We start from the raw sequence: 25,973 nt of genomic DNA, 5'->3' as shown, positions 1-25,973 counted from the left end.
CCCCCCCCCCCCCCCCGTGGCGTGGGGGGGGAGTGGGGGCCCCGCGAGTCGGCGGGGGGCGGCGCGGCCCAGCGGCGGCGCTTTGTCACGACCCCCACCCCGGCTCACCAGCTTTGCGATGCAAAGCTTGTTCGCCGACCCCCCCCACAAGGGGGAGGGTGAAGCGCCCTGATGGCCACGCCCCCCGCTTCGACTCTCAAACCCGATTTTCCCTGGTGGCTTGCCGCCGCGATCGCGCTCGCCGTCGTCGCTGCGCTCTCCATTGCCGCCAGCGATCTCTACGCCCAGGTTTTTGCCACCGTCGCCAAAGGCATCGGCATCACCATTCTTGTCACCGTGGTCGCCTTCGCGCTGGCTTCCGCCGTCGGGCTCGGCATTGCGCTGATGGGGCTGTCGGGGTCGCGTTGGCTCAGGCAGATCGCTCGTTTCTATGTCGAGATCATCCGCGGCGTGCCGATCCTGGTGCTGTTGTTCTGGATCGCCTTCGCCGGCGCGCCGGCCTTCGTGGCTGCGTGGAATGCGCTGACCGCGCCGCTGCAAAACGCCGGCTATCTCGGCGAGCTTTTGGTGCGCGACGTGTCGCTGTTGTGGCGTGCAATCATGGCGCTGACCATCGGTTATTCCGCCTTCATCTCCGAGGTCTTCCGCGCCGGCATCCAGTCGGTCGAGAAAGGCCAGATCGAGGCTGCCAAGGCGCTCGGGCTGACGCGCACGCAGCGCTTCCGGCTGATCGTCTTCCCACAGGCGATCCGCACCATCCTGCCGCCGCTCGGCAATGACTTCGTCGCCATGGTCAAGGATTCCTCGCTGGTCTCGGTGCTCGGCGTCGCCGACATCACGCAGATGGGCAAGATCTACGCCGCCGGCTCGTTCCGCTTCTTCGAGACCTATTCGATCGTCGCCTATATCTATCTCATCCTCACCGTCAGCCTGTCGCTGGTGCTGCGGGGGCTGGAGCAACGACTGCGGCGGGCGCAGCAGGAATAGAAGTCCGACGCGGGCACGGCTACGATCGCGGAGGACAGGATTCCGGAGGATGCAGGCGATGACGATCGACAAGGCCAATGCGGCGCTGGGCACCGTCTATTCGGCCGACACGCCGGAAGGGCTGGCCAAGGCCTATGCGGACTGGGCCGCGACCTATGACAGCGAAACCGCTTCGCTAGGCTATCTGCTGCCGTTCCTGATCACCGCCTGGGTGGCGCGCCATGTGCAGGCGGGCGAAGGACCGCTGCTCGACGCCGGCTGCGGCACCGGCCTGTCGGGCCCGTCATTGAAGGCGCTGGGTTATCACGACATTGCCGGGCTCGACCTCTCCGACGACATGCTGAAGATCGCCGGCAGCCGCAATGCCTATGGCGATCTGAAGCAGGCAATGCTCGGCGGGCCGCTGCCCTGGCCAGACGGGCATTTCCGCGCCTTCTTCTCGACTGGCGTGTTCACCATCAGCCATGCGCCGGCGTCCGGCCTGCACGAGCTTGTCCGCATCACCAGAAAAGGCGGCCACGCCATCTTCACCGTGCGCGACCAGGTGTTTGACAGCGGCGGCTTCCAGGCCGTGTTCGACGGGCTGGAGCGGGCCGGGAAATGGCGGCCGGCCGAGCAAAGCCCATGGTTCCGCTGCTATGCGATCGCCGAGCCGGACGCGCTGGTGAAGACTTTTGTGTTCGAGGTGCTTTGAGCGCCGCCCTCTTCGCCTTCTCTCACAAGGGGAGAAGCGAAAACACGCCGCAATTGCCGAAAAGCCAAAACATTGGTATGAGCCACGCCATGGAAGAGCTTTTTGGCGATCCGGCCTATAAGGGTTTCGTGCTGCAGGACAGAAAACGCCTGCCGTCGCGTTTCTCTTCGCGCATTTCCGGCGCGCTCACCAGCCAACTTAGCTAAGCCGCTTTCGCTGGGCCGAAGGCTTCGGCGCGTCTGCCCTTCCCCTTTTTGCAAATCGACGGATTTACGCACATGAGCGCACCGCGCACCCTCTACGACAAGATTTTCGACGACCATGTCGTCGATCGCCAGGATGATGGCACCTGTCTGCTCTACATCGACCGCCATCTCGTCCATGAAGTGACCAGCCCGCAGGCCTTCGAAGGTCTGCGCATGACCGGCAGAAAAGTCCGGCATCCGGAAAAGACGCTGGCCGTGGTCGATCACAATGTCTCGACCTCGCCCGAGCGCAAGTTCGGCATCAAGAACGAGGAAAGCCGCATCCAGGTCGAGGCCTTGGCCAAGAACGCTAGGGATTTCGGTGTCGAATATTATTCCGAGAACGATATCCGCCAAGGCATCGTCCACATCATCGGGCCGGAGCAGGGCTTCACGCTGCCTGGCATGACGATCGTCTGCGGCGACAGCCACACCTCGACGCATGGCGCCTTCGGCGCACTGGCGCATGGCATCGGCACCTCCGAGGTCGAGCATGTGCTGGCGACGCAGACGCTGATCCAGCGCAAGGCCAAGAACATGCTGGTGCGTGTCGATGGCCAGTTGCCGGAAGGCGTCACCGCCAAGGACATTATCCTCGCCATCATCGGCGAGATCGGCACCGCCGGCGGCACCGGCTATGTCATCGAATATGCCGGTGAGGCGATCCGCGCGCTGTCGATGGAAGGCCGCATGACGATTTGCAACATGTCGATCGAGGGCGGCGCGCGCGCCGGCCTGATCGCGGCCGACGAAACCACCTTCGCCTATGTCAAGGGCAAGCCGCGCGCGCCGAAGGGCGCGTCGTGGGACGCCGCGCTCGAATACTGGAAGACGCTGCAGTCCGACGAGGGCGCGCATTTCGACAAGGTGATCGTGCTCGACGCGGCCAAGCTGCCGCCGATCGTCTCCTGGGGTTCCTCGCCCGAGGACGTCGTTTCGGTGCAGGGCGTCGTTCCCAATCCGGAAGAGATCACGGACGAGAACAAGCGGACGTCAAAGATCCGCGCGCTCGATTATATGGGGCTGACGCCGGGCACGAAGATCACCGACATCACGCTCGACCGCGTCTTCATCGGCTCCTGCACCAATGGCCGCATCGAGGATCTGCGTGCGGTGGCCAAGGTGGTCGAAGGCAAGACGGTGAGTGCGCATGTCGATGCGATGATCGTGCCGGGCTCCGGTCTGGTCAAGGAACAGGCGGAGGCCGAGGGTCTCGACAAGATCTTCATTGCCGCCGGTTTCGACTGGCGCGAGCCGGGCTGCTCGATGTGCCTGGCCATGAACGACGACCGGCTGAAGCCGCATGAGCGCTGCGCCTCGACCTCGAACCGCAATTTCGAGGGCCGGCAAGGCTTCAAGGGCCGCACCCATCTGGTGTCGCCGGCGATGGCGGCGGCGGCGGCGATCGCCGGCCATTTCGTCGACATCCGCGACTGGAAATAGCGCAGACTGTTTCAAGCCTGATCTGAGCTTATGCAAACCCCGAACGGCAAAACCGTTCGGGGTTTTGTTTAATGCGCGCCGCTCTAAGGCCCTTGGGGTATATGCCCTAGCCGGCACGCCGGATGATTTCATGAAATTCCTCCCGGCTGCCGGGTTCGTCGGCCGCGACCACCAGCGCCAGTTCGCGCTCGTCGAAGATCTTGAACCACTCGTCCCATTCGACCAGCTCGTAGCCGCCTGCGTTGACCGGGCGTTCAGGTTGATCCTGGTCCTGATAGGCGTGCTGGCCGAAGACGAGCCTCAGCAACGGCTGCGTTCCGGTTTCGGGCGATACATCGACGATCGCCGGAAATCCGGCGCGCCCTGCGGCCCATGAGCGAATTGCTTCGTGGTCGGTCAGCGTGATCGTGTCGGCCATGAATAACTTCTCCTTGATTGCTGTCACGAAACGCCTGCCTCAGGTCCCGGTTCCGTGCAGCAGCTTCATCAGTGGCGACTTGCATATTCGTCCCGGCTTAACCGCTTGTTGGGGCTTGCGCTCTAAGGTCTTCCCTGACGTCAAGCGGGGAAGTCACCGTCCTTTGGACACCGGCCTGTTCATAGCGCTGCTCAATCCGACGATCGCGCTGGCGCTCGGCGCGGCGTTCCTCGTGCTATGGTTCTATCAGCGCCACCGGCCCTATCTGGCTGTGCTCGGCACGAGCTATTGCGTGTCCGCGCCCGGCTTCCTGCTGCAGTATTTCACGCTGCCCGGCGGCATGGTGCTGACCAAGCTGGTCTCCAACCTCTGCTTCACGCTCGCCGCCTGTTGCCTCGTCGGTGCGATCATCTCACGCTACGGCAGGCGCGTGCCCTATATCGCGATCGGCATTCTGGCGGGTGGCGGGATGGTGGCATTCTGCTGGTTCCTGTTCGTCCAGCCGGACTTGACTTGGCGCATCCTGTCGATCAATTTCGGCTTTGGCGGCCTCAGCCTGCTGGTCGCCGCCGAGCTGCGCGCCGTGCGCAAGAACGGCCCGACGGAAAAAATCCTGTTCGTACTGTCGCTGCTGTCCGGGCTGAACTTTATCGGCCGCACGCTGCTCGTCGTCATCTCGCACGGGCCGTTCACCAGCTATGACGGGTTTTATGGCTCGTCCTACTGGACGACGGCGCTTTTGACGCACGCGCTGCTGTCGTTGCTGATCGCGCTCTGCCTGTTCTCGGCAGCTGCGCTTGACGTGATGAAGGCGCTGAAGACCGAGACGCACACCGATCCGCTGTCTGGCCTGCTCAACCGCAGGGGTTTCGAGGAGCGCGCCTTGCTGGTGCTGCAACACTGCGCCGCCGCCAAGGTGCCGGTCGCGCTGGTGCTGGCCGATCTCGATCACTTCAAGGCGCTCAACGACAAATATGGACATGCCGCGGGCGACCAGGTGATCGCCGACTTCGCCGCCAAGCTTCGCGCGGCCGCCGGCACGCGTGCGGTTGCCGGCCGCATCGGCGGCGAGGAGTTCGCCGTGCTTCTGTCGCTGAGCGATCTTGCCACGGCGCGGCTGTTTGCCGAAGCCGTGCGCACGCACTATTCGGCCGGCAGTGTCGACGGGTTGCCGCCGGGCACCAGGGTGACCGCGAGCTTCGGCGTCGCGGCGCGCACCGGCGACGAAGGGCTGGAGCCGCTGATGCGGCGCGCCGACGAAGCGCTCTACAAGGCCAAGAAGAACGGCCGCGACAGCGTGCGATTGTCCTATGAGCGGGCGGAAACGGTGTTCATCCCGGATACAGGCAGCGTCGGTTAGCGTCTCGCTTAAACGGCCTCTCGGCCGTGCCGGATCATCAGCGGCAAGGGCTGAGGTTGGGCATTTCGCCATCGGAGAGGCCGTACATATAGGAGCGGCCCTTCACGAACACCGGCGGCTGGTAGCAGCCACGCCTGGAGATGTGATCCGCCTCGTCTTCATAAAGGACTTCCGGTTCCGCTTCCGGCTGCCCGGCGCTGGTGTAGTCGGACAATTTCTTGGCCAGCCTGCCTTGGCCGACAATGATGCGCTTGTAGCCGGCGGCGCTGTCGATGACGAGATTGCCTAGGGAATCGGCATAGACGCGGTCATGATGGCGCGACCAGGCCATTGCCGGGGCGGCGAAGCCGAGACTGGCTGTCGCCAGCACAAGCGCCGCAAGGCGCGCTCTTCCTGAATTCGAAAGCATGGTGTCCTCTCTGCTGTGGACCCGATCGAATCGGAAATTAACCTTTTCTTAACCTTTGTTAAGAGGGCAGGCGCATCCGGCGGCGATCTCTCGCCAAACATGGTTAATATCCGACGGGATGGAAACCCGGGCGTCATCATTCGGCCATGCTTGCCCGCACCATCGGCCGCGACGCACACAACTACGCTGACGTCGGGTGAGCTTGATCTTGGCGGAACATCGCGGCTAGTTAGCCGCGCAGGAGGACAGCATATGGCGTTACGCCGGACGTTTCGGGTGACGCTGTTGTCGATCCCCTTGCTGACTGCCGCAGCCTGCGTGCCGCAGAACGGCGCGCCGACGGCGGTGAATACCGTACCACCCACTGTCGCGCCCGTGCCGGCTCAGCAGTCCGCCGCACCTGTGGCGCCCCCGGCTTCCGCAACGGCTCCGACAGCGCCTGCCGCACCTTCAGCCAAGATCGTCACCGACCTTACCGCGCCGCGGTCTGCTGTCGGCACGGCAACTTACAGATGCGGCAATGGCGGCATGATCACCATCCAGAACCTCGGCACGGCGTTGCGCGTTGTCAGGCCCGATGGCACGACCGAGGAGTTTGCCGCATCACCCGCCAACCAGTCCAGCCGCTACCAGGAAGCCGCGTCGCATGACGCAATCGTGATCGACGCGCGCGAGGCGCTGGTGATGAAGAGGGGCTCGACACCACAGACCTGCAAACGATAGCCTAGCGTCAATTGCAAAGGAAATGCCGCACTGCAGCGAACGGTGCGCCGGCTTTCGACGGTGGCCAAATCGATTGAAGCGAAACAGCAGCCTTTTGTCAGACTAAATGACGTTTTCAAAACGATTTTCCGGCTTTGACGCGGTGCAAAAAGAGCATTAGAAACCGGCTGTCTGAAGTCATATATCGAGGCGGTAAGTGCCGCTTTCCACCGCGGCTCCGGACATCGAACTGGGGCAGCCATGAGCAAATCACCAGCCACCCGAACCGCCAGACGTGAACGGCCGCTCTCGCCGCACCTGACGATTTACCGCCCACCGATCACCATGACGATGTCAATCATTCATCGCATCACTGGCGGGGCGCTGTATTTCGGCACGCTGCTGGTCGCCGCGTGGCTGATGGCGGCGGCGAGTTCGCAAGGCGCTTTCGATTGGATCAACTGGGCCTTCGGCACCTGGCTCGGCCGGCTCATCCTGTTCGGCTACACCTGGGCGCTGATGCACCACATGCTGGGCGGCGTGCGCCATCTCGTCTGGGACACAGGCGCCGGGCTGGAGAAACACACGGCATCGAAGATCGCCTGGGCGACGCTCGCCGGTTCCATCCTGCTCACGCTGCTGATCTGGGTCGCCGGCTACATGGCGCGGGGAACCTTGTGATGAGCGGCACGAACAACAACGATATGCGCACGCCGCTGGCCAAGGTCCGCGGTCTGGGCTCGGCCCGCGAAGGCACCGGGCATTTCTGGCGACAGCGGCTGACGGCCATTGCCAACATCCCGCTGATACTGTTCTTCGTCGGGTTCCTGATCGCGCTCAATGGCGCCGGCTTCGCCGAGGTGCGGGCGGCGCTCGCCAGTCCGTTCGTGGCGCTGGTGTTGGCGCTGGTGCTCGTTTCCGGTCTCACCCATATGCGTGTCGGCATGCAGGTCATTATCGAGGATTACGTGCATGCCGAAGGCATGAAGCTGGCGCTGATCGCACTCAGCACGTTTTTCACCATAGCGGTCGGCGTCGCCTCGATCTTCGCCCTGCTCAAACTGGCATTCGGAGGCTGATTTGGCCAAGGACGCGAAATCGGCCACCGGCTATACCTTTGTCGACCACAAGTTCGACGTGGTGGTCGTCGGCGCCGGCGGCGCCGGCCTGCGCGCCACGCTCGGCATGGCCGAGCAGGGCCTGCGCACGGCCTGCATCACCAAAGTGTTCCCGACCCGCTCGCACACGGTGGCGGCACAAGGCGGCATTGCCGCGTCGCTGTCCAACATGGGTCCGGACTCCTGGCAGTGGCACATGTACGACACCGTCAAGGGTTCGGACTGGCTGGGCGACGTCGACGCCATGGAATATCTGGTGCGCGAGGCACCGGCGGCGGTCTACGAGCTCGAGCATTACGGCGTGCCGTTCTCGCGCACCGAAGAGGGCAAGATCTACCAGCGGCCGTTCGGCGGACACATGATGAATTATGGCGACGGCCCGCCGGTGCAGCGCACCTGTGCTGCCGCCGACCGCACCGGTCACGCCATCCTGCACACGCTCTACGGCCAGTCGCTGAAGAACAATGCACAGTTCTTCATCGAGTATTTTGCGCTCGACCTGATCATGGAACCGGACGGCACCTGCACCGGCGTCGTCGCCTGGAACCTCGACGACGGCACTATCCATCGCTTCTCCGCCAAGATGGTGGTGCTGGCGACCGGCGGATATGGCCGCGCCTATTTCTCGGCGACGTCGGCGCACACCTGTACAGGCGACGGCGGCGGCATGGCGGCACGGGCCGGCTTCCCGCTGCAGGATATGGAGTTCGTGCAGTTTCATCCGACCGGCATCTATGGCGCCGGCTGCCTGATCACCGAAGGCGCGCGCGGCGAGGGCGGCTATCTCGTCAATTCCGAGGGCGAGCGCTTCATGGAGCGCTACGCGCCGTCGGCCAAGGACCTGGCCTCGCGCGACGTCGTCTCGCGTTGCATGACGCTGGAGATCCGCGAAGGCCGCGGGGTCGGCAAGAACAAGGACCATATTTTCCTGCATCTCGACCATCTCGATCCGGCCGTGCTGCATGAGCGGCTGCCGGGCATTTCGGAATCGGCCAGGATTTTCGCCGGCGTCGACCTGACCAAGGAGCCGATCCCGGTGCTGCCGACGGTGCACTACAATATGGGCGGCGTGCCGACCAATTACTGGGGCGAGGTGCTGAACCCGACGGTCGAGAATCCTGACCGGGTGTCACCCGGGCTGATGGCGGTCGGCGAGGCCGGCTGTGCCTCGGTGCACGGCGCCAACCGGCTGGGCTCGAATTCGCTGATCGATCTGGTGGTGTTCGGCCGCGCCGCGGCAATCCGCGCCGGCCAGGTCATCGACCGCAATTCGGCGATCCCTTCGCCCAACGAAGCCTCGGTCGAAAAGATCATGGATCGCTTCGACCGGCTGCGCCACGCCAATGGGTCGACGCCAACCGCTGTTCTGCGTGAGAAAATGCAGAAGGCGATGCAGGAAGACGCCGCCGTGTTCCGCACCCAGGAGTCGCTCGAAAACGGCTGCAAGCGCATTTCGCAGATATGGACCGAGCTCAAGGACCTGAAAGTCTCCGACCGCTCGATGATCTGGAATTCCGACCTGGTCGAGACGCTGGAGCTGGAAAATCTGATGGCCAACGCCATCACCACGGTCTACGGCGCCGAGGCGCGCAAGGAGAGCCGCGGCGCGCATGCGCGCGAAGATTTTTCGGCCCGCGACGACACTGTCTGGCGTAAGCATACGCTGGCCCGGCTAAGCGAGGACGGCCAGGTGAGCCTCAGCTATCGTCCCGTGCACACCGAGCCGCTGGTGGCGGAAAAGGACGGCGGCATCAGCCTCGCCAAGATCGCGCCCAAGGCACGGGTGTACTGACCATGGTGCCGAAGCTCGTCATCCGAAAGGACCTGAGGTAATGGTGGAACTCACGCTTCCCAAGAACTCCAAGGTGCAGCCGGGCAAGACCTGGCCGAAGCCGGAGGGCGCCACCAACCTGCGGGAATACCGCATTTACCGCTGGTCGCCGGACGATGACGAGAACCCGCGCATCGACACCTATTTCGTCGACATGGACGATTGTGGGCCGATGGTGCTCGATGCACTGCTCTGGATCAAGAACAAGATCGATCCGACGCTGGCGTTGCGCCGCTCTTGCCGCGAAGGCATTTGCGGCTCTTGCGCCATGAACATTGACGGCTCCAACACGCTGGCCTGCACCAAGGGCTGCGACGACATTTCCGGCGCGGTAAAAGTCTACCCGCTGCCGCATATGCAGGTGGTCAAGGACCTGGTGCCCGACCTCACCAATTTCTACGCCCAGCACGCCTCGATCCAGCCATGGCTGAAGACAGTGTCGCCAGAGCCAGCCAAGGAATGGCTGCAGAGCCATGAGGACCGCGAAAAGCTCGACGGGCTCTACGAGTGCATCCTATGCGCCTGCTGCTCGACCTCGTGCCCGAGCTATTGGTGGAACGGCGACCGCTATCTCGGCCCGGCGACGCTGCTGCAGGCCTATCGCTGGCTGATCGACAGCCGCGACGAAGCCACGGGCGAACGGCTCGACGATCTCGAAGACCCATTCCGGCTCTACCGCTGCCACACCATCATGAACTGCGCCCAGACCTGCCCGAAGGGGCTCAACCCGGCCAAGGCGATTGCCGAAATCAAAAAGATGATGGTGGAGCGGCGGGTTTAGTTGAGGCGGATTCGCTCGGGCAAATATCGAACGCGGCGATCCTTCGCGCCCCCCTCTGTCCTGCCGGACATCTCCCCCACGGGTGGGGAGATTGGCCGTCATCGCGGCTTTCGCCAATCTCCAAGGTTGAAGGATGGCGCGCTGTCGGCGAAGCTGCCGATCTCCCCCCGCGTGGGGAGATATCCGGTAGGACAGAGAGGTGGGCGCTGTCTCGCCGGCGCTAGAAAGGATACTCAACCCAATGAGCGAAGAGCTTCCAATCCTTAATCCGGCCGAAGTCCGTGTGCTCGGCTGCCTGATCGAGAAGAAGGAGCTGACGCCGGATGTCTATCCGCTGACGCTGAATGCAGCACTTGCAGCCGCCAACCAGAAGACGGCGCGCGAGCCTGTGATGGCGCTCGAGCCGACAGAGGTGCATCGGACGCTGAAGCTGCTCGAGCAGAAGGGGCTGGTGCGTCAGATGTTCGGCTCGCGCGTCGAGCGCTATGGGCATCAGATGGCGCAGCGCTTCTCGCTGACGACGCCGCAGACTGCGGTGATCGGCCTGCTTTTGCTGCGCGGGCCGCAGACGGCGCATGAGTTGCTGGCGCGAGCTGAGCGCATGGCGCGGTTTTCGTCGATCGAAGACCTGCGCGCTGAACTCGACATGCTGATCGGCCGCCGACCGCCGCTCGTCCAGGAAATACCGCGCGGGCCGGGGCAGCGCGAGGACCGTTTTGTGCATCTGCTCGCCGGCCCCGTGGACGTTGCTGCCCTCTCTGCACAACGGAGTTCGCCGGTCCTGCCGGCCTCTGACCTGGAAGCAAGGATTGAATCGCTGGAGCAGGAAGTCGCAGCGCTTCGCGCCCGGCTTGATGCGCTGGGGGCTTAACTATCACCGGAGCGTTGGCGCGACGGATCGCTGGCCTCTGAAAATGCAAACGCCGGCGTTAAGCCGGCGTTTCTCACTTCGAATCCCTTCGTTTCACCCCAGCTTCGCGTCGAGCGATACTTTGATGGCGCCGAGTGCCTTCGAAACCGGGCACTCCGCCTTGGCCTTCTCGGCCAGTTCCTTGAACTTCGCCGCATCGATGCCCGGCACCTTGCCGATCAGGGTGATGGCGCTGCCGGTGATGCCGGTGCCGGGCACCAGCGTCACCACCGCCTTGGCGTCGAGCTCGGTGGCGGGCGTGCCGTTCTCGGCCAGGAAATGCGACAGCTGCATGGCGTAGCAGCCGGCGTGTGCCGCCGCGATCAACTCTTCGGGATTGGTGCCGGATTTGCCGCTCTCGTCCTCGAAGCGAGCCTTGAACGAATAGGGCGTGCCCTTCAAGGTGCCGCTCTGGCTGTCGAGCGTGCCCGTGCCCTCCTTCAGATTGCCTTTCCAGACGGCGTTTGCGGTGCGGTCCATAAGATTCTCCTTGATTACAGCGACAGCGCCGGCCACGCGGCGTTCCCTCCAACTATAGCGCGGCGGCAGGGGAAGACCACCGCGCTGTTTCGGCCGGATGCGACGCCGGCGAGCCCTGCAAATCTTTTCTGAAAAATGTGCGTGCAAAAATGTCGACTTGCATCGGCGCCGGCCGTCCTGCGAGCGTCCACGGATTCTCGTGGCGGATGGAGATCCAAGATGAACAATCTGTTTTCTGCCCATTGGAACGACGCCGACAAAAGCGCGCGTCTACGCGAGATCGAGTGCTCGCGATCTTCCGGCTTCGGCCGGCTGCTTGCTGCGGTCGCCGTGATCGGCATTGCGGTCTGCGTGCTCGACCACGCTGCTGCCGGCAAGGATGCCGCCGGCACCGTGATCACCTATGGGTCGTCACAGCAAGGGAGCTGGAAATGAAATATGTCTGTCTGGTCTACGGCGAGGAAAAGGACCTCCATGCCATGACGCCGGAGCGTCTGGCCAAGCTCGACGCCGATTCGATGGCCTATGACCGGTCATTGGACCAGCAAGGCAAGCTGATCATCGCGCAGGCGCTGCAATCGGTGAAGACGTCGAAGACGGTGCGGCGGCGCCAAGGCAAGCGGCTGATCACTGACGGTCCGTTTGCCGAAACCAAGGAGCAATTGCTCGGTTTCGTCATGGTCGAGGCCAACAGTCTCGAACAGGCGCTGGCGATCGCAGGCGAGATTCCGCTGGCCGAAATCGGCACGATCGAGGTCAGGGCGATCTACGACGTGCCGGGGTCGTAGGCGGCAGCGGCGAGGTCATGCAGGCCGGCGGATCATATCCGCCGCCTTCTCGGCGATCATCACCACTGGCGAGGCGGTGTTGCCGGAGACGATGCGCGGCATGATCGAGGCGTCGACGACGCGCAGGCCCTCGACACCGGTCACGCGCAGGTCCGGGCTGACGACGGCGCGGCCGTCGACACCCATCCTACAGGTGCCGACCGGGTGGAAGATGGTCGTCGCGATCGAGCCGATCTGGTGCAGCAGGTCCTCGTCCGACTGGTGGGCGAGACCAGGCAGGATTTCTTCCGGATGGAAGCCGGCAAGAGCCTTGGCGGTCATGATGCTGCGCGCCTGGCGCACCGAACGCAGCGCGATCTCGCGGTCGCGCCCCGTAGAGAGGTAGTTCAGCCGGATCTCCGGCTGCACGGCCAGCTCGCGCGTCGTAGCGTGCACCGAGCCGACGCTCTCGGGCCGCAGATTGCAGACCGACATGGTGATTGCCGGGAACGGGTGCAGCGGGTCGCCCAGCCGGTCGGTAGACAAGGGCTGGACGTGGTACTCCAGGTCCGGCGTCGCCATCGACGGATCGGATTTCGAGAACATGCCGAACTGGCTCGGCGCCATCGACATCGGTCCCGAGCGGCCAAAGGCATATTGCAGCGCGATCTTCGCCTTGCCGCTCAGGCTGTTGGCTAGCGTGTTGAGCGTCAGCGCCGACGACACTTTGTAGACAGTGCGGATCTGCAGATGGTCCTGAAGGTTCTCGCCGACATCGGGGCTGGCGTGAACCACATCGATGCCGAGCGCGGCGAGGCGATCCGGCTCGCCGACCCCGGAAAGCTCCAGCAGTTTCGGCGTGTTGATCGAGCCGGCGGTCAGCAGCACCTCGCTCCTGGCCTTTGCCTCGATGGTTTGGCCGCCGACGCGATAACAAACGCCGATAGCACGCTTGCCCTCGAACAACACCGTCTCGACATGCGCGTTGACGACCAGCCTGAGGTTCGGCCGTCGCAGCGCCGGGCGCAAGAATGCCTTGGCTGTGTTCCAGCGCACGCCCTTGCTCTGGTTGACTTCGAAGAAGCCGGACCCCTCATTGTCGCCGTCGTTAAAATCCTCGCGCGGCATGATGCCGAATTCCTTGGCCGCCTCCTGCACGGTGTTCAGGATCGGCCACGACAGGCGTTGCCGCGCCACTTTCCATTCGCCGCGGGAGCCATGCAGCCCGGTCTTGCCGCCATGATGGTCCTCGGATTTGAGGAAGTAGGGCAGCACATCGTCCCAGCCCCAGCCGACATTGCCCATCTGCCGCCAGCCATCGTAGTCCGCCGCCTGTCCCCGCATGTAGATCATGCCGTTGACCGAGGTGCAGCCGCCCAGCACCTTGCCGCGGGGATAGACCAGCGAGCGGCCGTTCAGGCCGGCTTCGGGGGCAGTCTTCATCATCCAGTCGGTGCGCGGATTGCCGATGCAATAGAGATAGCCGACCGGGATATGCACCCAGTGATAATTGTCGCTGCCGCCGGCCTCGAGCAGCAGCACGCGCGTCGCCGGGTTTTCGCTCAGGCGATTGGCCAGCACGCAGCCGGCGGTGCCTGCGCCGACGATGATGTAGTCGTAGTCGCCATCGAGCCGTTGGGTCATTGCGGTGGTTTACTCGGCGGTGTTCTACTCGGTTCTGCGGCGTGTTCGGCCCAGAACGATCGCAGCGTATCGGCAAGGCCGCAATAGGCGCGATAACGCCTGTTGTAATGGTCCTGCATGGCCGGGTTCGGACGGTAGGCGGCGCTTGACCGGGTCATGGCGTCGACGCCGGCCTCATAGTCGGCGAACAGGCCGGCCGCGACCCCGGCGCCGATCGCCGCACCAAGTGCGCCGGTCTCGCGTGCTTCAGGGACGGTGATCGGCACGCCAAGCCCGTCGGCGAAGATCTGCGGCCAGTGCTCGCTGCGCGAACCGCCGCCGGACAGGACCGCTTTGTCGAAGCTGACACCGGCGTCCTTCAGAACATTGATGTGGCGCCGGTGCTCGAACATCACGCCCTCGAACAGCGCGCGCAGCATATGGCCTTCCCTATGCCAGCCGGCGAGGCCGTAGAAGCCGGCGCGGAACTCCGCCCCTTGTCCCGACCCGTAGAGAAACGGGTGGAACATCGGATCGTCCCAGGTTGGCGTCACCGCGCCGACAGCCGCGTTGCAGTGGCCGAACGGATCGTCATAATGGGCACCGCGCTCGACGAGTTCGCGTACATACCATTCGAGATTGGCGGCCGATGTAGCGCTGGATTCGATGTTGACGAAACGGCCGGGACCGAAGCGCGCCACCATGAAAACATCTGGGTCGACGACCGGCGCGGTGGAGAAGACCTGATTGACCGACCAGGTGCCGGCGATAACAGAGGCTTCGCCGGGACGCACGACGCCGGCTCCCATGGCGCTGGCGACGACGTCGAAATAGCCGGCGATGACCGGCGTGCCTTCCGCCAGTCCGGTCTCTTCAGCCGCTTGTGCGGTGACCGCGCCGGCGATGTCGGCGCTGTCGCGCAATCGAGGCAGTTTGGCCTGCGCGTCCTCGATGCCGTAGAGCGCGAGAAGCTCGGAATCATAGACGCCTTCGGGCATGCGGACGAGGCCGCAACCGGACATGTCGGAGACGTCGCTCCCCCGCTCCCCTGTCAGGCGGTAGGTGATGAAATCCTTGCACAGCATCGCTGTGCCGGCCGCGGCATAAAGGTCGGGCGCATGCTGCTTGACCCAGGCCAGCAAGGTCGGCGTCTGCGCCGGCCACGGCTTTTGCAGGCAGATGGCGTGCAGTGCCTCGGCATTGCGCGACGCCAGGGACGCCGCCATGCCGGCGGCGCGGGTGTCGAGCGACTGGATGCCGATCAGCGGTTCGCCGGCACGGTCGACCAGATAAAGGCCGTTGCCATGGCCGGCGCAGCCGACGGCGGCGATCTCGCGGGCATCGATGCCGGCCTGCGCAATGCAGGCGCGTATGGCGTCGCGCGCAGCGGCCCACATGCCGCCGAGGTCGCGCTCGACATAGCCCGGCTGCGGCGTGTGCGAACGGCCGGCGACCGCATGCATGGCGAGCTGCCGTCCCGTATGATCGAACAGCACCGCCTTGATGATGGTGTTGCCGGCGTCGAGGCCGAGCAGATAGGCGGCTTGATCAGCCATTGTTGTAGATGTCCCAAGCCTCTTCGCCGCCGGCGTCGTTGTGGATCATCGCCATCAACGCACTCACTACCGCCTTCGGATTGGCATGCTGATAGATGTTGCGGCCATAGACCAGCCCCTTGGCGCCTTGTCTGAGCAGGGCTGACGATTTTGCCAGCACCGTCTTGAGATCGTCCTTGCCGCCGCCACGCACCAGCACCGGCACGCGTGCCGCCTCGACCACGCGGTGGAAATCTTCCGCGTGCTCGGTCGGGTCGGCCTTGATGATGTCGGCGCCCATTTCGGCGGCGAGCCGCACCAGCGTCACGATCTTTTCGGCGGCGCCGTCGACCTGGTAGCCGCCCCTGATATCGTTGGGCAGCATGACCAGCGGCTCGATCATCAAGGGCATGCCGTATCGCTGGCAGGCGGCGCGGACCTTGGCGATGTTTTCGACGCATTGGCGAAACAGCTCCGGCTCGTCCGGCAGCATGAACAGATTGACGACGACGCAGGCCGCATCCATTTCCAGCGCGCCGATGATCGGCTCGTCATGGTTCTGCAGCATCGACCACATCACCCGGTGGCGCTGTGCATTGTAGGGGTTGCCCATGTCGATGCGCATGGCCAGCGCCGGCTTGTCCTTGTCCGGCCGCGATTGCAGCAGATCGGCCTGGCCATAGGCGAGCTGCAGCGCATCGGGCCCTGCCGCGATCAGCGTGTCTATGACACGTGGCATGTCCTCCAGGCCGATGAGAAACCCCGGTTCATTGCAGACGCCGTGATCGAGTGCCACGTCGAGGCAATTGCCGTTGGTGAACATCCGGTTCATCCGGGCCTTGGTGCTGACTTTCATGTTCTGCTCCTGGGATCGTGCGTTGGTCGAGCATCTCTTGCGAGACGCCGTGATAGGTGTCGAGTTCGACAACCAGGCTTTTTACCGCGTCGCCCCGATACCGGCGGTTCCAGCCGCGTTCGGCGGCCAGTGCATCGGCGATGCGCTCGATCATCGCCATCGAAATGTCGCCGCAAATGGCAAGCGAGGTGCGACGCAGGACAAGGTCTGACAGGCTGGTCACGAACTCATGCCTGATGAGGTAGACGATCTCGGCAGCCGTGGTCTCGGTCCTGTCGTCGAGCCTGATATCGTCGGGACGTCCGAGGCAGAACAGGATGATGTCGCGCGCGCCGCTGCCGTAGCGATCGACGAGATACGCGGCGCGGTCGGAGCTGATCGCGAACTCACCGGCGAGATCGGCTGCCATCGATGCCGGATCTGCGGGGAAACCGAGGCCGCCGCCTATCGGCAGCGCCAGCGTGCCGCGAATGCGCTCGCGGCCAAGCTCGGCCAGCACTTCGTCGGCCGCCTGTTCGGCGAAGGCGCGGAAGGTCGTCCACTTGCCGCCGATCATGCAGAACTGCGGGATGCCGCCGGCTATGCGATGCACGGAATGGCCGCGCGATATCCTGCCGGTGAAGGCATGGTCGCTCTTCGGCAGCGGCCGGATGCCGCTATAGGTGAAGACGACGTCGGCGGCACGGACCGAAATGGACGGGAATACCAACCGCGCCGCCGCCAATATGTAGTCGGTCTCGGCCGGTTCGCAGCGCACGCGCCCGGCTTCGCTGACGCGGATATCCGTCGAGCCGACCAGCACCTTGCCGAGATAGGGAAACATGATGCAGACGCGACCGTCGGCATTCTCGAAGAAAATCATGTGACCGCCGAGCGCACGGTAGAGCGGCTCGTTGTCGAGGATGAGGTGCGAGCCCTTGGTGCCCTCGACCAGGGGCGCCGCGGGCTTTTCGGAGGCGTCGAGCCGGGCGATCGCCGAATCCAGCCATGCGCCGGTCGCATTGACGATCGCCTTGGCGGTCACGGTGAAGCCTTCACCACCCACCGTATCGGTGAGCTCGAAGGAGGAGCCCGCGCGCGCGATCTCGGCGCGATTGAGCGCGAGGCTGTCGGGCGCCAGGCGTGCGGTATCGAGCAGCAATTCGATGCCGAGCCGTTCGGGGTAGCTGATCCAGGCGTCGTAATAGGTAGCGGAAAAGCGCAGTTTGGGATCGAGCGTCGGCCATTGCGCGAAGGTCGCCCTGGCGCCACGGAAACTGTGGCGCGGCAGCACCCGGCGCTTGTGCGTCGTCCAGTCGTAGAGCGCGAGGCCTGCCTTGATCGCCAGCGCGCCGCGGCTGGAAGGCGTTTCCGAAAAGCCGAGAAAGCCTGCCGCGCCGTTCATCAGCCCGGAGAAGACGGAGCGGATCGGAATTGTCGTCGGCAGCGGCCGCACCATATGCGGCGCATTGGCCAGCAGCGCGTCGCGTTCGCGCAGCGATTCCTGCACCAGGCCGAACTCGCCATTCTCGAGATAGCGCAGGCCGCCATGGATCATGCGCGAGGGTGCCGCACTGCAGCCCGAACAGAAATCGTTGCGTTCGACCAGCAGAACTCGGAGACCCTGCAGCGCCAGTTCGCGGAAAACGCCGATGCCGTTTATGCCGCCGCCCATGACGACGACATCGAACGCGCCGTTGCGGCGGATCGTGTCGACGATGACGGTTCTCTGATCAGGCATGGCTTTGCCGGGCAAGGTTGGGCCGTTCTGCCGTCCGGTGGACGGCAGCTCAACTTGGTTCGGGTTACTGGTGGCGGTCAGGCGTCGAGATTGGTCAGATGGCGTCTGGCGGCCTCACTGATCTGGTTGATCTCCTGTCCCGACAATTTGATGCGGCCGGCCTGCGCGTTTTCCCTGGCTTGCTGCGGGCTGCGCGCGCCGCAGAGTGAGAAGGTGATGCCGGGCTGCTGCAGCGTCCAGGCGATGACCACCTGCGCCTCGCTGGCGCCGTGCGCCTCGGCACTCGGCCTGATCGCTTCCATCAGCGCTGCCACCTTGCGGCGGTTGGCGAGCGAGAAGCGCGGATTGTCCTTGCGCTGGTCGTCGCCGGTAAAGACGCGGTCGGGACCGATCTTGCCCGAGAGCAGACCGAGCGCCAGGGAGGAATAGCTGAGCACCGACACGTTGTTCCCGGCGCAGAAGGGCAACAGGTCTTGTTCTATGTCGCGCGCGACCATGCTGTATTCCTGCTGGACCGCATCGAGCTGGCCGGCCGCGAGATAGGCCTTCACATCGGCGACGCTGACATTGCTGGCGCCGATGGAGCGGATCTTGCCCTGGGTTTTCAGCCGGTCGAGCGCTTCCATCGTTTCAGCGACCGGCGTCGTCGGATCCTGCCAGTGGGTGATGTAGTGGTCGATGTGGTCGGTGCCGAGACGGCGCAGGCTCTGCTCGACTTCGTAGACGACAGAGTCGGCACCGAGATAGCGATGCACGGGCGCGCCGTCATAGTCGAAGAAGTGGTTGCCCTTTTTCGCGTGCCAGATCAGCCCAAGCTTGGTGGCGAGCACGACCTTGTCGCGGCGGCCCTTGATCGCCTTGCCGACGATTTCCTCGGACAGCCCCTTGCCGTAGGCCGGCGCGGTGTCGATCAGCGAAACGCCTTCATCGATCGAGGCGCGGATGGTGTCGATGGATTGCGCCTCGTCGGTGCCGCCCCACATCCAGCCGCCAATGGCCCAGGTGCCAAGGCCGATTGCGGAGGCGGATATTCCCGACGCGCCAATGGTGCGCGTCAACATTTCAGGCGACATTGCGTATGCTCCCCGCATTGCTCAGGACTGCATTGGCCGTCTCTTCGTCGACGACCAGTGATTTGAGATAGTTGCCGCGAAGCGTTGCGCGGATCGGCCAGACCTTTTCGGCGCCGCTAGCGACGCCCATCACCGACCGGCAGCGACCGAGTTCCGAAGGCGCCAGCGCCACCAGGCGGTCGTTGGGCGGATAGTCGGCCAGCGTGCCGTCGTCGCGGATCAGATGCGCAAGGAACTCGCCGACCGCGCCGCTGGCGGCGAGTTTTTCGCGGTCGGGATCGAGGCCGGGGTGGAGGTCGTAGTAGCTCGACCCCGGCGTCTGAATCGACCCGACGCCGACCAGCGCGATCGCGGCTTTGCGGGCCAGGTCGAAGATTTCGCGCACCGAGGCCATGTCCAGCAGGAGATCGCGCTGCTCGCGGCTTTCGGCAAAGAGCGGCGCGTGCAAGAGCATGCTGGTACCGCCGAGGCGTTCGGCCAGCCGCGTCGCCAGATGGTTGACGTCGGTATAGTGCTTGCCCTGGACGCCGCCGGTCAGCGGCACGACGGTGACGTCGAAGGCGCGCTCGGGCTGCAGGTTTTCGACCAGCGCGCTGATCGCCTTGCCGCCGGTGATGGCAATGACGTCGCCGTCGCGCAAGGTCTCGAGCAACTGGTTGGCCGCCGCGCGTCCCACTTGCTGCAGGGTGCTGTCGGGACTGCCGGCCACGGTCGGCGTCACGATCGCGGCCGCCAGTTGCGCGACCTCGATCAGCTGCTTTTCGATGTCGACGAGGCGCTGGAACGGGCTCTCGACCGCGATCCGCAGCATGCCGAGCTTGCGCCCTTGCGCGATAAGCCGATTGACTTTCGACGCCGAAAGGTTGAGCGCCGCCGCAATGTCGTTCTGCTTCATGCCGTCGACGAAGTGCAGCACCAGAACGGTGTGGATCTGCCGGATCGCCTCGAAATCTTCCCTGCCGTCCGCCATCTCAGCCCCGCCGCTTGTTGAAGTGGTAGTCGGCGGTGACCGCCGTCAGCAGAATGGACCCGCGGATGATGTCCTGCCAATAGACGGACACGTCGAGCAGAGCGAGCGAGCTTGAAACGACGGAGAGCAGGATGGTGCCAAGGATGGCGCCGAGAATGGTGCCGGAGCCACCAGTGAGGCTGGCGCCGCCGATCACCGCGGCGGCGATGACGTTCAGCTCCATGCCGGCGCCGAAGGTCGGCTGGGCCGAGCCGAAGCGGGCCATGTAGATCACGCCGGCAAAGCCGCACAGCGTCGAGCACAAAGTTGTCGTCAGGAACACGACCTTCTTGGTGCGAATGCCGGAATAGGCGGCGGCCTTCTCATTGCTGCCGGTGTAGAAAACTTTGCGAAACATCGTCGTGCGGCGCAGCATGAAGTCGGACAGGATGACGAAGACGATGAAGATGATGATGACGACCGGAATGCCGCCAATGGCGCCCTGGCCGATGAATTTGAACTCGGGCGGCAGGGTATAGAGCCCGAGCGGGCGGCCGCCGGTGCCGAGCAGGCAGAGCCCGCGCGCAATCACCATCACGGCCAGAGAGACGATGAAGTGGTGCAATCCCACCTTGGTGACGAAGAAGCCCATAAAGGCGCCGATGCCTGCACAGGCCGCTATTGCAATCAATGATGCCAGCCAGGGGTCGACGCCGCCGAGGAAGAGCAGGCCGGCAATGACCATGGCGAGTGCGGTGACCGAACCGACCGAAAGGTCGATGCCGCCTGAGATCAGAAGGATCGTCATGCCGACGACGACGATGCCCTCGACCGCGAAGGCCATCGCCATCGCCCGCATATTGTCCCAGGTCAGGAAGTACGGCGATGCGAACGACATGACCGCAAAGAGCACGGCGATGATGAGGATCAGACCGGTCTCGCGCATCCTGATCAGGCCGCCAAGCCTTTCACCGAACCCGATGCGGGCCGGCGGCGTCACGCTGTCCATGCTTTCCCCCACGATGCTCATGCGGCGCTCCGTTGCCGGCCGTCATCGGCAAGCGATGCCAGGACCATGATGTTTTCTTCGGTCATTTCCGCGCCGGTGACCTCGCCGGTGATGCGTCCCTCGCGTACGATCAGCACCCGGTCGCAGACACCGATCAGTTCCGGCAGTTCCGACGAGATGACCACGATGCCGACGCCGTCGCGCGCCAGCTTGCGCAGGATCCGGTGGATTTCGGCCTTGGCGCCGACATCGACGCCGCGCGTCGGCTCGTCGAGGAAGATCACCTTCGGGTCGACCGATAGCATCTTGGCGATCGCCACCTTCTGCTGGTTGCCACCCGAGAGCGTCGAAACCGGCTGGCCGACATGGCCGCATTTCAGCGACAGCTGCCTGCCGATGGTTTCCGCCCGCTGCTTCTCGCGGCGGTCGTTGATGAGGCCGAAGCGCGTCGAGATCCGATCCACCGCCAGCGCCGAGATGTTGGCGGCGATCGACATGTCGAGGAACAGCCCGTCACCCTTGCGGTCCTCGGAGAGGTAGACGATGCCGGCGGCGATGCTGTCGCCATAATGGGTCAGCGACAGCGGCTTGCCATGCAGGCTGACATTGCCGGTCACCTGACCCTCCAGCCGGCAGATACCCCGAACGATCTCGCTGCGACCGGCGCCGATCAGGCCGCCAATGCCGAGGATTTCGCCCTTGCGCAACTGGAAGCTAATGTCGCGGAAGGTGGTTGTCTCGCAGAGGTTGCTGACCTCGAGCAGAATTTCCTCGGACCGCTCGTCGCCGCGCAGCTTCTCGGGATAGAGGCTGTCGATGACGCGGCCGACCATGGACGCCACCACCTGTTCTGGCGTCGTCGCCGATATGTCGAGCGTGGTGATGTACCGGCCGTCGCGCAGCACCGTGACGCGGTCGCAGTTTTCGAAGATTTCGGCCATGCGGTGCGAGATGTAGATGATGCCGATGCCTTCGCCGGCAAGCTGGTGGATGATCTCGAACAGTTTCTTGGCCTCGCGCTCGGTCAGCGCGGCGGTCGGCTCGTCGAAGATGAGGATGCGGCAATCGAGCGTCAGCGCCTTGGCGATCTCGACCAGCTGCTGCTGGGAGATCGACAGGCTGCGCACCATCGCGGTCGGATCGATGTTGCCAAGCCGCGCCAGGATCGCGGCAGCGCGCTTCTCGAGGTCACGGTAATTCATCAGCAAAGCCTTGCTGGCGTTGGTGATCGACATGAAGATGTTTTCCGCCACCGAGACATCGGGGCACAGCGCGATCTCCTGGTGCACGAAGCCGATGCCGAGCTTTTGCGCCACCAGCGGCGAGCGGATCGAAACGGAGCGGCCGTCGATCTGGATGTCGCCGCTGTCGGGCGGCAGTATGCCGTCGATCACCTTCATCAGCGTCGACTTGCCGGCGCCGTTCTCGCCGGCAATGGCGTGGATTTCGCCGGCGCGCAGCTCGAAACCAACATCGCGCAACGCACGGACAGGGCCGAACGATTTGCTGAGGCCGGATATTTTGAGGAGGGCCGGTTTTTCCACTTGTGTGCTCACCTGCTCAGGGAGGGATAAGGCAACCGCGCCGGATGGCGCGATTGCCTGATGGACGCGATTAGCTGGGATCGCGGCCCTGCATGTACTTGTTCAGGTCGAACGAGTCGGCATTCTCCTTGGTGATGACGGCAAAGCCGTTATCGGCGAAGGGGATGCTCATCGGGTTGTGGCCCGACGTCTTGTAGTCGTTGAACGGGTCGATCAGCTCCGGATGCGCCGCCATGAAGGTGGCTACGAAGCCGAGATAACCCTGCATGCCCTGGTTCGGGCTCAGCGCCATGTGGATGTTGCCGGCCTTGATCTGCTCCAGCGTCGCCGGGGTGATGTCGGCGTGCATGATCAGCACCTTGGCCTTGGCTTCGAGAACGGCCGCGACCGCGCCTTCGGCCGAACCGGCTTCCGGAATCCACAGCGCCTTGAGGTTCGGGTTGGCTTGCAGCATCGAGGCCACCGCCTTGTTGGCGACATTGGCGTCCTGATTGGAGGCCTGGCGTCCGACCAGCTTCATCTTCGGATAGTTCTTGGCGAGATAGTCGATGAAGGCGGTGACGCGCAGATCGTGGTTGCTCTGGCCGGGGTTCTCAAGCACGCCATATTCGGCGTCGTCGCCGACCTGCTTGACGATCTCCTCGGCGGCAAACTTGGCTTCCGCCAGATTGTCCGAGGTGATGTAGGAGACGCGCTTGGATTTTGGCGAGTCGGCGGCGAAGGTGACGACGGTGGTGCCGTTCTCGATGGCGCGGTTGATCGGCTCGATGAACGGATCGGCCTGCATCGGGTGCAGCAGCACGCCGGCCGGCTTCTTGATCAGATCCTGTTCGAAGGAAGCGATCTGCTTGGCGATGTCATAGTCCGGCGTGCCCGAAAACACTGTCTTGCAGCCCATCGCCGCAGCCGCCTGCTTGAAGCCCTGATAGACCGGCACCCAATAGGGATGCGCGGAGACCATGACGTTCATCACGTAGGTCTCATCCGGCTTGCACTGAAACTTGCTCTCTGCCGACGCTGGCATCGCCAGGGTCAACGTCATCACAGCGGCGCTCAGCGCGCCCACCAGCCCAATCCTGTTCATTCTCTCCTCCGGGTTCCCCGACGATGAAAGCCTCGTCGCATCAGCTTTGCAAGAAATTTCATAAGATGAAATCTCTGGCGAGATTGAATACGGCGGGATTTATGGCATGTCAATGATGGCGAACGAAATATCAGTATGTGAAATATCTTGCAGGTGGGTGGGGTGGATGCGAAGTCGGCGTTATCGCCAAGCGGTTGCACCATCAGATGCCCGTGACGAGCGACCTGAACCCAGGACGTCCGATCTCGGCGTCTGGATGATTAGGGGGCCAGCTCTGCTTTCTCATCAGATACAATTCTTGCGTGTTGAAGCAACGCCGGAGTTCTCCTATCGTCGCCGCAATTTTCGGGGGAATTCGACATGCCTTTCCTGATTGCTATTCTCGGCGTGCTGGGAGCCGGGGCGTTCTGGTGGTATCGCATGAAGGCCATGAACGAAGCCGCGCGCGAGGTCGCCGACGTCGTCGGCCGCGTCCAGGGCAACATAAGGCGCAAGAAGCTGCGCAAGCAGGCGGCGCTGTCGCCGCTGACGGCGATCGACGATCCGGTGGTGGCGGCAGCAACGCTGATCATGGCAATCGCGGCGGAGCATGGTCCGATCCTGCCGAAGCGCGAAACGGTTATCCGCGAGGTGATCTCGCAGATTGCGGACAACCAGAAGAAGACCGATGAAGCCGTCGTCTACGCCAAATGGGCCGCGGCGCAGATCGACGACACGACGATCGTCATCGACAAGCTGGCGCCCTTCCTGCGCGAGCGCCTCGATCCGCATGAGCGCGAAGACCTGCTGCAGATGCTGGATCGTGTTGCCAAGAGCGGCGAGCAGAGTTTCAAGGTCGCCGACCAACGCATGCTGCGACTGCGGCAGAAGCTGGGGTTTGAGGTCAACTGACCTCGGTCAACATTGATCTTGAACGGAAGGCGGTCGTCCCCACATCAATGGGACGGTACCCCCAAACCGTCAAGGCACAGATGGAAGCAATTGCGTACGTGGCTGCGGAATTGGCCGATCTGATCGGCATGCTGTTTGGTGACAGATTGCGCAAATCCCACGCCGGCAGGCTGGTGGTCGGCACGCTGGTCGCCATTGTGGTCTTCTACTACCTTGTCTGGCTGCTAGATCGCCTCCCCCTTCAATAGTCGCGGTGTGCCGTTGGACAACCCCGACGCCTGGCGGATGAAGAACTCCTTCAGCCTGGGCATCCGTTCGACAAGGCCGAGGCCTATGTCGCGGAGCTGGCGCAGCGGGCCGATGTCGTTGGAAAACAGCCGGTTCAGCACATCTGTGGTGACGCCCATCTGCACCGTGTCGAAGCGGCGCCATTGCTGGTAGCGCTCGAGCACGTCGAGCGCGCCGATATCCTGTCCCAAGCGATCGGCCTCGACCACCACTTCAACAAGGGCCGCCACATCCTTGAAGCCGAGATTGAGGCCCTGGCCGGCGATCGGGTGGATGCCGTGCGCGGCGTCGCCGGCAAGCGCGATGCGCGGGGCGACGAAGGCGCGCGCGATGGTCAGGCCGAGCGGCCAGGCGCGCGGCTTGTCGGTGACGCGGATTTCGCCGAGCTTCAGGCCGAAGCGCAATTCAAGCTCCTGCTCGAAGACGAGGTCGTCGCCCGAGACCAGCTTTTCGGCATCCTCGGAACGTTCGACCCAGACCAGCGACGAACGGTTGGTGCCGTCCTCGGTCGGCTTGAGCGGCAGCGTTGCAAACGGGCCGGCCGGTAGAAAATGCTCTTCGGCGCGGCCATTGTGCGGGCGCTCATGCGCCACCGTGCAGACGATGCCGGACTGGCCATATTCCCATTTCACCGTCTTGATGCCGGCCATGTCGCGCAATTTGGAATTGACGCCGTCGGCGGCGACCAGCAGCCGCGCCTCAATCGCCGCGCCGTCGGCCAGATGCACGGTGATGCCGACGCCATTGCCGTCGAACGATGCGACCGCGACACCTTCGATGATGTCGATGCCGAGCTTTTGCGCGCGGTGGCGCAAGGCGCCGTTCAGGTCCTTGTTGGCGACCATGTGGGCGAACGGTTCGCCCGGCGCGACCTCGCCATCGAAGGTGAGAAACACCGGACGCACCGGATCGGCGGTGCGCGAATCGGTGACGATCATCTCGGTGATCGCCTGCGATTGCCCGACGATTTCCTGCCAGATGCCGAGCTGGTCGAGCATGCGGCAGGCGGCGGCGGCGATCGCCGAGGCGCGGCCGTCTTTCTGCCAGACGCCGGGGGGCGTGGCATCGACGACGGCGACAGCCAGGTTCGGCCGCGCCTGTTTCAGCGACACGGCGGCGGCGAGGCCGACATAGCCGGCGCCAGCGACCAGCACGTCGAGCGGGGTTTTTGCGTCCGGGTTGCGGTTCGCCATGTCAATTCCTTTCGAAGTCTCGACCATCCCCGCCCACTGGGGCATTCCGGCCTTGACTGCCCG

Annotated in this window: 28 protein-coding genes; 15 read left to right on the top strand and 13 right to left on the bottom strand. The window is 64.0% G+C overall.

The window, feature by feature from the left end; all coding sequences use genetic code 11:
- Window positions 1-171 precede the first annotated feature (171 nt).
- From NKI06_RS14910 to leuC, 4 genes are all read left to right on the top strand, one after another.
- A complete protein-coding gene (locus tag NKI06_RS14910) occupies window positions 172-987 on the top strand; it encodes an amino acid ABC transporter permease (protein WP_352985983.1) in 816 nt (271 codons plus the stop codon).
- Window positions 988-1,045: 58 nt separating this feature from the next.
- Window positions 1,046-1,681, top strand: a complete 636-nt coding sequence (locus tag NKI06_RS14905) for a class I SAM-dependent DNA methyltransferase (protein WP_352985981.1) — start codon at window positions 1,046-1,048, stop codon at window positions 1,679-1,681.
- The gene (locus NKI06_RS14900) at window positions 1,678-1,887 is read left to right on the top strand and encodes a hypothetical protein (RefSeq protein ID WP_197031338.1); all 210 of its coding nucleotides are present in this window, start codon (window positions 1,678-1,680) and stop codon (window positions 1,885-1,887) included. Before NKI06_RS14905 ends, NKI06_RS14900 begins: the two co-directional genes overlap by 4 nt.
- A gap of 72 nt (window positions 1,888-1,959) precedes the next feature.
- Window positions 1,960-3,369: a 3-isopropylmalate dehydratase large subunit gene (gene leuC, locus NKI06_RS14895; protein ID WP_023670518.1), complete on the top strand. Its 1,410-nt coding sequence runs from the start codon at window positions 1,960-1,962 to the stop codon at window positions 3,367-3,369.
- A 106-nt stretch (window positions 3,370-3,475) separates the two neighbouring features.
- Here the strand turns inward: leuC and NKI06_RS14890 are convergent, their stop codons facing one another.
- A complete protein-coding gene (locus NKI06_RS14890; RefSeq protein WP_023670517.1) occupies window positions 3,476-3,787 on the bottom strand; it encodes a hypothetical protein in 312 nt (103 codons plus the stop codon).
- A 163-nt stretch (window positions 3,788-3,950) separates the two neighbouring features.
- Between NKI06_RS14890 and NKI06_RS14885 the strand changes: the two genes are divergently transcribed.
- A complete protein-coding gene (locus NKI06_RS14885; protein WP_023736776.1) occupies window positions 3,951-5,147 on the top strand; it encodes a GGDEF domain-containing protein in 1,197 nt (398 codons plus the stop codon).
- A gap of 37 nt (window positions 5,148-5,184) precedes the next feature.
- On the opposite strand, the gene NKI06_RS14880 is transcribed toward NKI06_RS14885, so the two are convergent.
- Window positions 5,185-5,556: a hypothetical protein gene (locus NKI06_RS14880; protein ID WP_023687709.1), complete on the bottom strand. Its 372-nt coding sequence runs from the start codon at window positions 5,554-5,556 to the stop codon at window positions 5,185-5,187.
- Between the two features lie 252 nt (window positions 5,557-5,808).
- Here NKI06_RS14880 and NKI06_RS14875 point away from each other — a divergent pair, with 252 nt between their 5' ends.
- The 6 genes from NKI06_RS14875 (at window position 5,809) to NKI06_RS14850 (ending at window position 10,859) form a co-directional block, all read left to right on the top strand.
- The gene (locus tag NKI06_RS14875; protein WP_023709350.1) at window positions 5,809-6,279 is read left to right on the top strand and encodes a hypothetical protein; all 471 of its coding nucleotides are present in this window, start codon (window positions 5,809-5,811) and stop codon (window positions 6,277-6,279) included.
- A gap of 240 nt (window positions 6,280-6,519) precedes the next feature.
- On the top strand, window positions 6,520-6,939 hold the full coding sequence (sdhC, locus tag NKI06_RS14870) for a succinate dehydrogenase, cytochrome b556 subunit (protein ID WP_023683884.1): 420 nt from the start codon (window positions 6,520-6,522) through the stop codon (window positions 6,937-6,939).
- Window positions 6,939-7,337 carry a succinate dehydrogenase, hydrophobic membrane anchor protein gene (gene sdhD / locus NKI06_RS14865; protein ID WP_023683885.1) on the top strand — a complete coding sequence of 133 codons (399 nt, stop codon included), beginning with the start codon at window positions 6,939-6,941 and terminating at the stop codon, window positions 7,335-7,337. Before sdhC ends, sdhD begins: the two co-directional genes overlap by 1 nt.
- A gap of 1 nt (window position 7,338) precedes the next feature.
- A complete protein-coding gene (gene sdhA / locus NKI06_RS14860) occupies window positions 7,339-9,168 on the top strand; it encodes a succinate dehydrogenase flavoprotein subunit (protein WP_023752701.1) in 1,830 nt (609 codons plus the stop codon).
- A 40-nt stretch (window positions 9,169-9,208) separates the two neighbouring features.
- Entirely contained in the window at window positions 9,209-9,988 is a 780-nt protein-coding gene (locus NKI06_RS14855) for a succinate dehydrogenase iron-sulfur subunit (RefSeq protein ID WP_023670510.1), read from the top strand.
- 241 nt (window positions 9,989-10,229) lie between these two features.
- Window positions 10,230-10,859 (top strand): YceH family protein, encoded by a 630-nt coding sequence (locus NKI06_RS14850; protein WP_352985979.1) that lies wholly within the window; start codon window positions 10,230-10,232, stop codon window positions 10,857-10,859.
- 93 nt (window positions 10,860-10,952) lie between these two features.
- Here the strand turns inward: NKI06_RS14850 and NKI06_RS14845 are convergent, their stop codons facing one another.
- Window positions 10,953-11,378, bottom strand: a complete 426-nt coding sequence (locus NKI06_RS14845) for an OsmC family protein (protein WP_023670508.1) — start codon at window positions 11,376-11,378, stop codon at window positions 10,953-10,955.
- Between the two features lie 219 nt (window positions 11,379-11,597).
- On the opposite strand from NKI06_RS14845, the gene NKI06_RS14840 reads away from it, so the two are divergent.
- The gene (locus tag NKI06_RS14840) at window positions 11,598-11,813 is read left to right on the top strand and encodes a hypothetical protein (RefSeq protein WP_352985977.1); all 216 of its coding nucleotides are present in this window, start codon (window positions 11,598-11,600) and stop codon (window positions 11,811-11,813) included.
- Window positions 11,810-12,166: a YciI family protein gene (locus tag NKI06_RS14835; RefSeq protein WP_352985975.1), complete on the top strand. Its 357-nt coding sequence runs from the start codon at window positions 11,810-11,812 to the stop codon at window positions 12,164-12,166. The genes NKI06_RS14840 and NKI06_RS14835 overlap by 4 nt, the downstream gene beginning before the upstream one ends.
- A 15-nt stretch (window positions 12,167-12,181) precedes the next feature.
- Here the strand turns inward: NKI06_RS14835 and NKI06_RS14830 are convergent, their stop codons facing one another.
- The 9 genes from NKI06_RS14830 to NKI06_RS14790 all read right to left on the bottom strand — a co-directional run bounded on the left by NKI06_RS14830 (window position 12,182) and on the right by NKI06_RS14790 (window position 23,496).
- Window positions 12,182-13,789, bottom strand: a complete 1,608-nt coding sequence (locus tag NKI06_RS14830; RefSeq protein ID WP_352985973.1) for a GMC family oxidoreductase — start codon at window positions 13,787-13,789, stop codon at window positions 12,182-12,184.
- Entirely contained in the window at window positions 13,786-15,324 is a 1,539-nt protein-coding gene (locus tag NKI06_RS14825) for an FGGY-family carbohydrate kinase (RefSeq protein WP_352985971.1), read from the bottom strand. Before NKI06_RS14825 ends, NKI06_RS14830 begins: the two co-directional genes overlap by 4 nt.
- Entirely contained in the window at window positions 15,317-16,159 is an 843-nt protein-coding gene (locus tag NKI06_RS14820; RefSeq protein ID WP_352985969.1) for a class I fructose-bisphosphate aldolase, read from the bottom strand. Before NKI06_RS14820 ends, NKI06_RS14825 begins: the two co-directional genes overlap by 8 nt.
- On the bottom strand, window positions 16,071-17,879 hold the full coding sequence (locus NKI06_RS14815) for a glycerol-3-phosphate dehydrogenase/oxidase (RefSeq protein ID WP_352985967.1): 1,809 nt from the start codon (window positions 17,877-17,879) through the stop codon (window positions 16,071-16,073). The genes NKI06_RS14820 and NKI06_RS14815 overlap by 89 nt, the downstream gene beginning before the upstream one ends.
- 77 nt (window positions 17,880-17,956) lie before the next feature.
- Window positions 17,957-18,952, bottom strand: coding sequence for an aldo/keto reductase (locus NKI06_RS14810; protein ID WP_352985965.1), 996 nt, complete (start codon window positions 18,950-18,952; stop codon window positions 17,957-17,959).
- On the bottom strand, window positions 18,942-19,922 hold the full coding sequence (locus NKI06_RS14805; protein ID WP_352985964.1) for a sugar-binding transcriptional regulator: 981 nt from the start codon (window positions 19,920-19,922) through the stop codon (window positions 18,942-18,944). The genes NKI06_RS14810 and NKI06_RS14805 overlap by 11 nt, the downstream gene beginning before the upstream one ends.
- A 1-nt stretch (window position 19,923) precedes the next feature.
- A complete protein-coding gene (locus NKI06_RS14800) occupies window positions 19,924-20,910 on the bottom strand; it encodes an ABC transporter permease (protein WP_352512835.1) in 987 nt (328 codons plus the stop codon).
- Between the two features lie 17 nt (window positions 20,911-20,927).
- On the bottom strand, window positions 20,928-22,454 hold the full coding sequence (locus tag NKI06_RS14795; RefSeq protein ID WP_352985962.1) for a sugar ABC transporter ATP-binding protein: 1,527 nt from the start codon (window positions 22,452-22,454) through the stop codon (window positions 20,928-20,930).
- 70 nt (window positions 22,455-22,524) lie between these two features.
- On the bottom strand, window positions 22,525-23,496 hold the full coding sequence (locus NKI06_RS14790; protein WP_050587426.1) for a substrate-binding domain-containing protein: 972 nt from the start codon (window positions 23,494-23,496) through the stop codon (window positions 22,525-22,527).
- A 402-nt stretch (window positions 23,497-23,898) separates the two neighbouring features.
- Between NKI06_RS14790 and NKI06_RS14785 the strand changes: the two genes are divergently transcribed.
- Together NKI06_RS14785 and NKI06_RS14780 are read left to right on the top strand one after the other, a co-directional pair.
- Window positions 23,899-24,429: a hypothetical protein gene (locus NKI06_RS14785; RefSeq protein WP_023698376.1), complete on the top strand. Its 531-nt coding sequence runs from the start codon at window positions 23,899-23,901 to the stop codon at window positions 24,427-24,429.
- Between the two features lie 98 nt (window positions 24,430-24,527).
- Entirely contained in the window at window positions 24,528-24,677 is a 150-nt protein-coding gene (locus NKI06_RS14780; RefSeq protein WP_352839645.1) for a hypothetical protein, read from the top strand.
- Here NKI06_RS14780 and NKI06_RS14775 read toward each other — a convergent pair.
- Entirely contained in the window at window positions 24,654-25,910 is a 1,257-nt protein-coding gene (locus NKI06_RS14775; protein WP_352985959.1) for a ubiquinone biosynthesis hydroxylase, read from the bottom strand. The two genes, NKI06_RS14780 and NKI06_RS14775, sit on opposite strands and share 24 nt — an antisense overlap.
- Window positions 25,911-25,973 lie beyond the last annotated feature (63 nt).

Origin of the sequence: Mesorhizobium sp. M0772, from assembly GCF_040320135.1 — a bacterium.
Lineage (GTDB): Bacteria > Pseudomonadota > Alphaproteobacteria > Rhizobiales > Rhizobiaceae > Mesorhizobium.
The sequence above is the reverse complement of the archived record's forward strand: the minus strand, read 5'-3'. Positions and strand labels throughout refer to the sequence as shown.

Coding starts and splice junctions, on each gene's coding strand:
- NKI06_RS14910 (WP_352985983.1), top strand. CDS start 172: ATGGCCACGCCCCCCGCTTCGACTCTCAAACCCGATTTTCCCTGGTGG.
- NKI06_RS14905 (WP_352985981.1), top strand. CDS start 1,046: ATGACGATCGACAAGGCCAATGCGGCGCTGGGCACCGTCTATTCGGCC.
- leuC (WP_023670518.1), top strand. CDS start 1,960: ATGAGCGCACCGCGCACCCTCTACGACAAGATTTTCGACGACCATGTC.
- NKI06_RS14890 (WP_023670517.1), bottom strand. CDS start 3,787: ATGGCCGACACGATCACGCTGACCGACCACGAAGCAATTCGCTCATGG.
- NKI06_RS14880 (WP_023687709.1), bottom strand. CDS start 5,556: ATGCTTTCGAATTCAGGAAGAGCGCGCCTTGCGGCGCTTGTGCTGGCG.
- NKI06_RS14875 (WP_023709350.1), top strand. CDS start 5,809: ATGGCGTTACGCCGGACGTTTCGGGTGACGCTGTTGTCGATCCCCTTG.
- sdhC (WP_023683884.1), top strand. CDS start 6,520: ATGAGCAAATCACCAGCCACCCGAACCGCCAGACGTGAACGGCCGCTC.
- sdhD (WP_023683885.1), top strand. CDS start 6,939: ATGAGCGGCACGAACAACAACGATATGCGCACGCCGCTGGCCAAGGTC.
- NKI06_RS14855 (WP_023670510.1), top strand. CDS start 9,209: ATGGTGGAACTCACGCTTCCCAAGAACTCCAAGGTGCAGCCGGGCAAG.
- NKI06_RS14850 (WP_352985979.1), top strand. CDS start 10,230: ATGAGCGAAGAGCTTCCAATCCTTAATCCGGCCGAAGTCCGTGTGCTC.
- NKI06_RS14845 (WP_023670508.1), bottom strand. CDS start 11,378: ATGGACCGCACCGCAAACGCCGTCTGGAAAGGCAATCTGAAGGAGGGC.
- NKI06_RS14840 (WP_352985977.1), top strand. CDS start 11,598: ATGAACAATCTGTTTTCTGCCCATTGGAACGACGCCGACAAAAGCGCG.
- NKI06_RS14835 (WP_352985975.1), top strand. CDS start 11,810: ATGAAATATGTCTGTCTGGTCTACGGCGAGGAAAAGGACCTCCATGCC.
- NKI06_RS14830 (WP_352985973.1), bottom strand. CDS start 13,789: ATGACCCAACGGCTCGATGGCGACTACGACTACATCATCGTCGGCGCA.
- NKI06_RS14825 (WP_352985971.1), bottom strand. CDS start 15,324: ATGGCTGATCAAGCCGCCTATCTGCTCGGCCTCGACGCCGGCAACACC.
- NKI06_RS14820 (WP_352985969.1), bottom strand. CDS start 16,159: ATGAAAGTCAGCACCAAGGCCCGGATGAACCGGATGTTCACCAACGGC.
- NKI06_RS14815 (WP_352985967.1), bottom strand. CDS start 17,879: ATGCCTGATCAGAGAACCGTCATCGTCGACACGATCCGCCGCAACGGC.
- NKI06_RS14810 (WP_352985965.1), bottom strand. CDS start 18,952: ATGTCGCCTGAAATGTTGACGCGCACCATTGGCGCGTCGGGAATATCC.
- NKI06_RS14805 (WP_352985964.1), bottom strand. CDS start 19,922: ATGGCGGACGGCAGGGAAGATTTCGAGGCGATCCGGCAGATCCACACC.
- NKI06_RS14800 (WP_352512835.1), bottom strand. CDS start 20,910: ATGGACAGCGTGACGCCGCCGGCCCGCATCGGGTTCGGTGAAAGGCTT.
- NKI06_RS14790 (WP_050587426.1), bottom strand. CDS start 23,496: ATGACGTTGACCCTGGCGATGCCAGCGTCGGCAGAGAGCAAGTTTCAG.
- NKI06_RS14785 (WP_023698376.1), top strand. CDS start 23,899: ATGCCTTTCCTGATTGCTATTCTCGGCGTGCTGGGAGCCGGGGCGTTC.
- NKI06_RS14775 (WP_352985959.1), bottom strand. CDS start 25,910: ATGGCGAACCGCAACCCGGACGCAAAAACCCCGCTCGACGTGCTGGTC.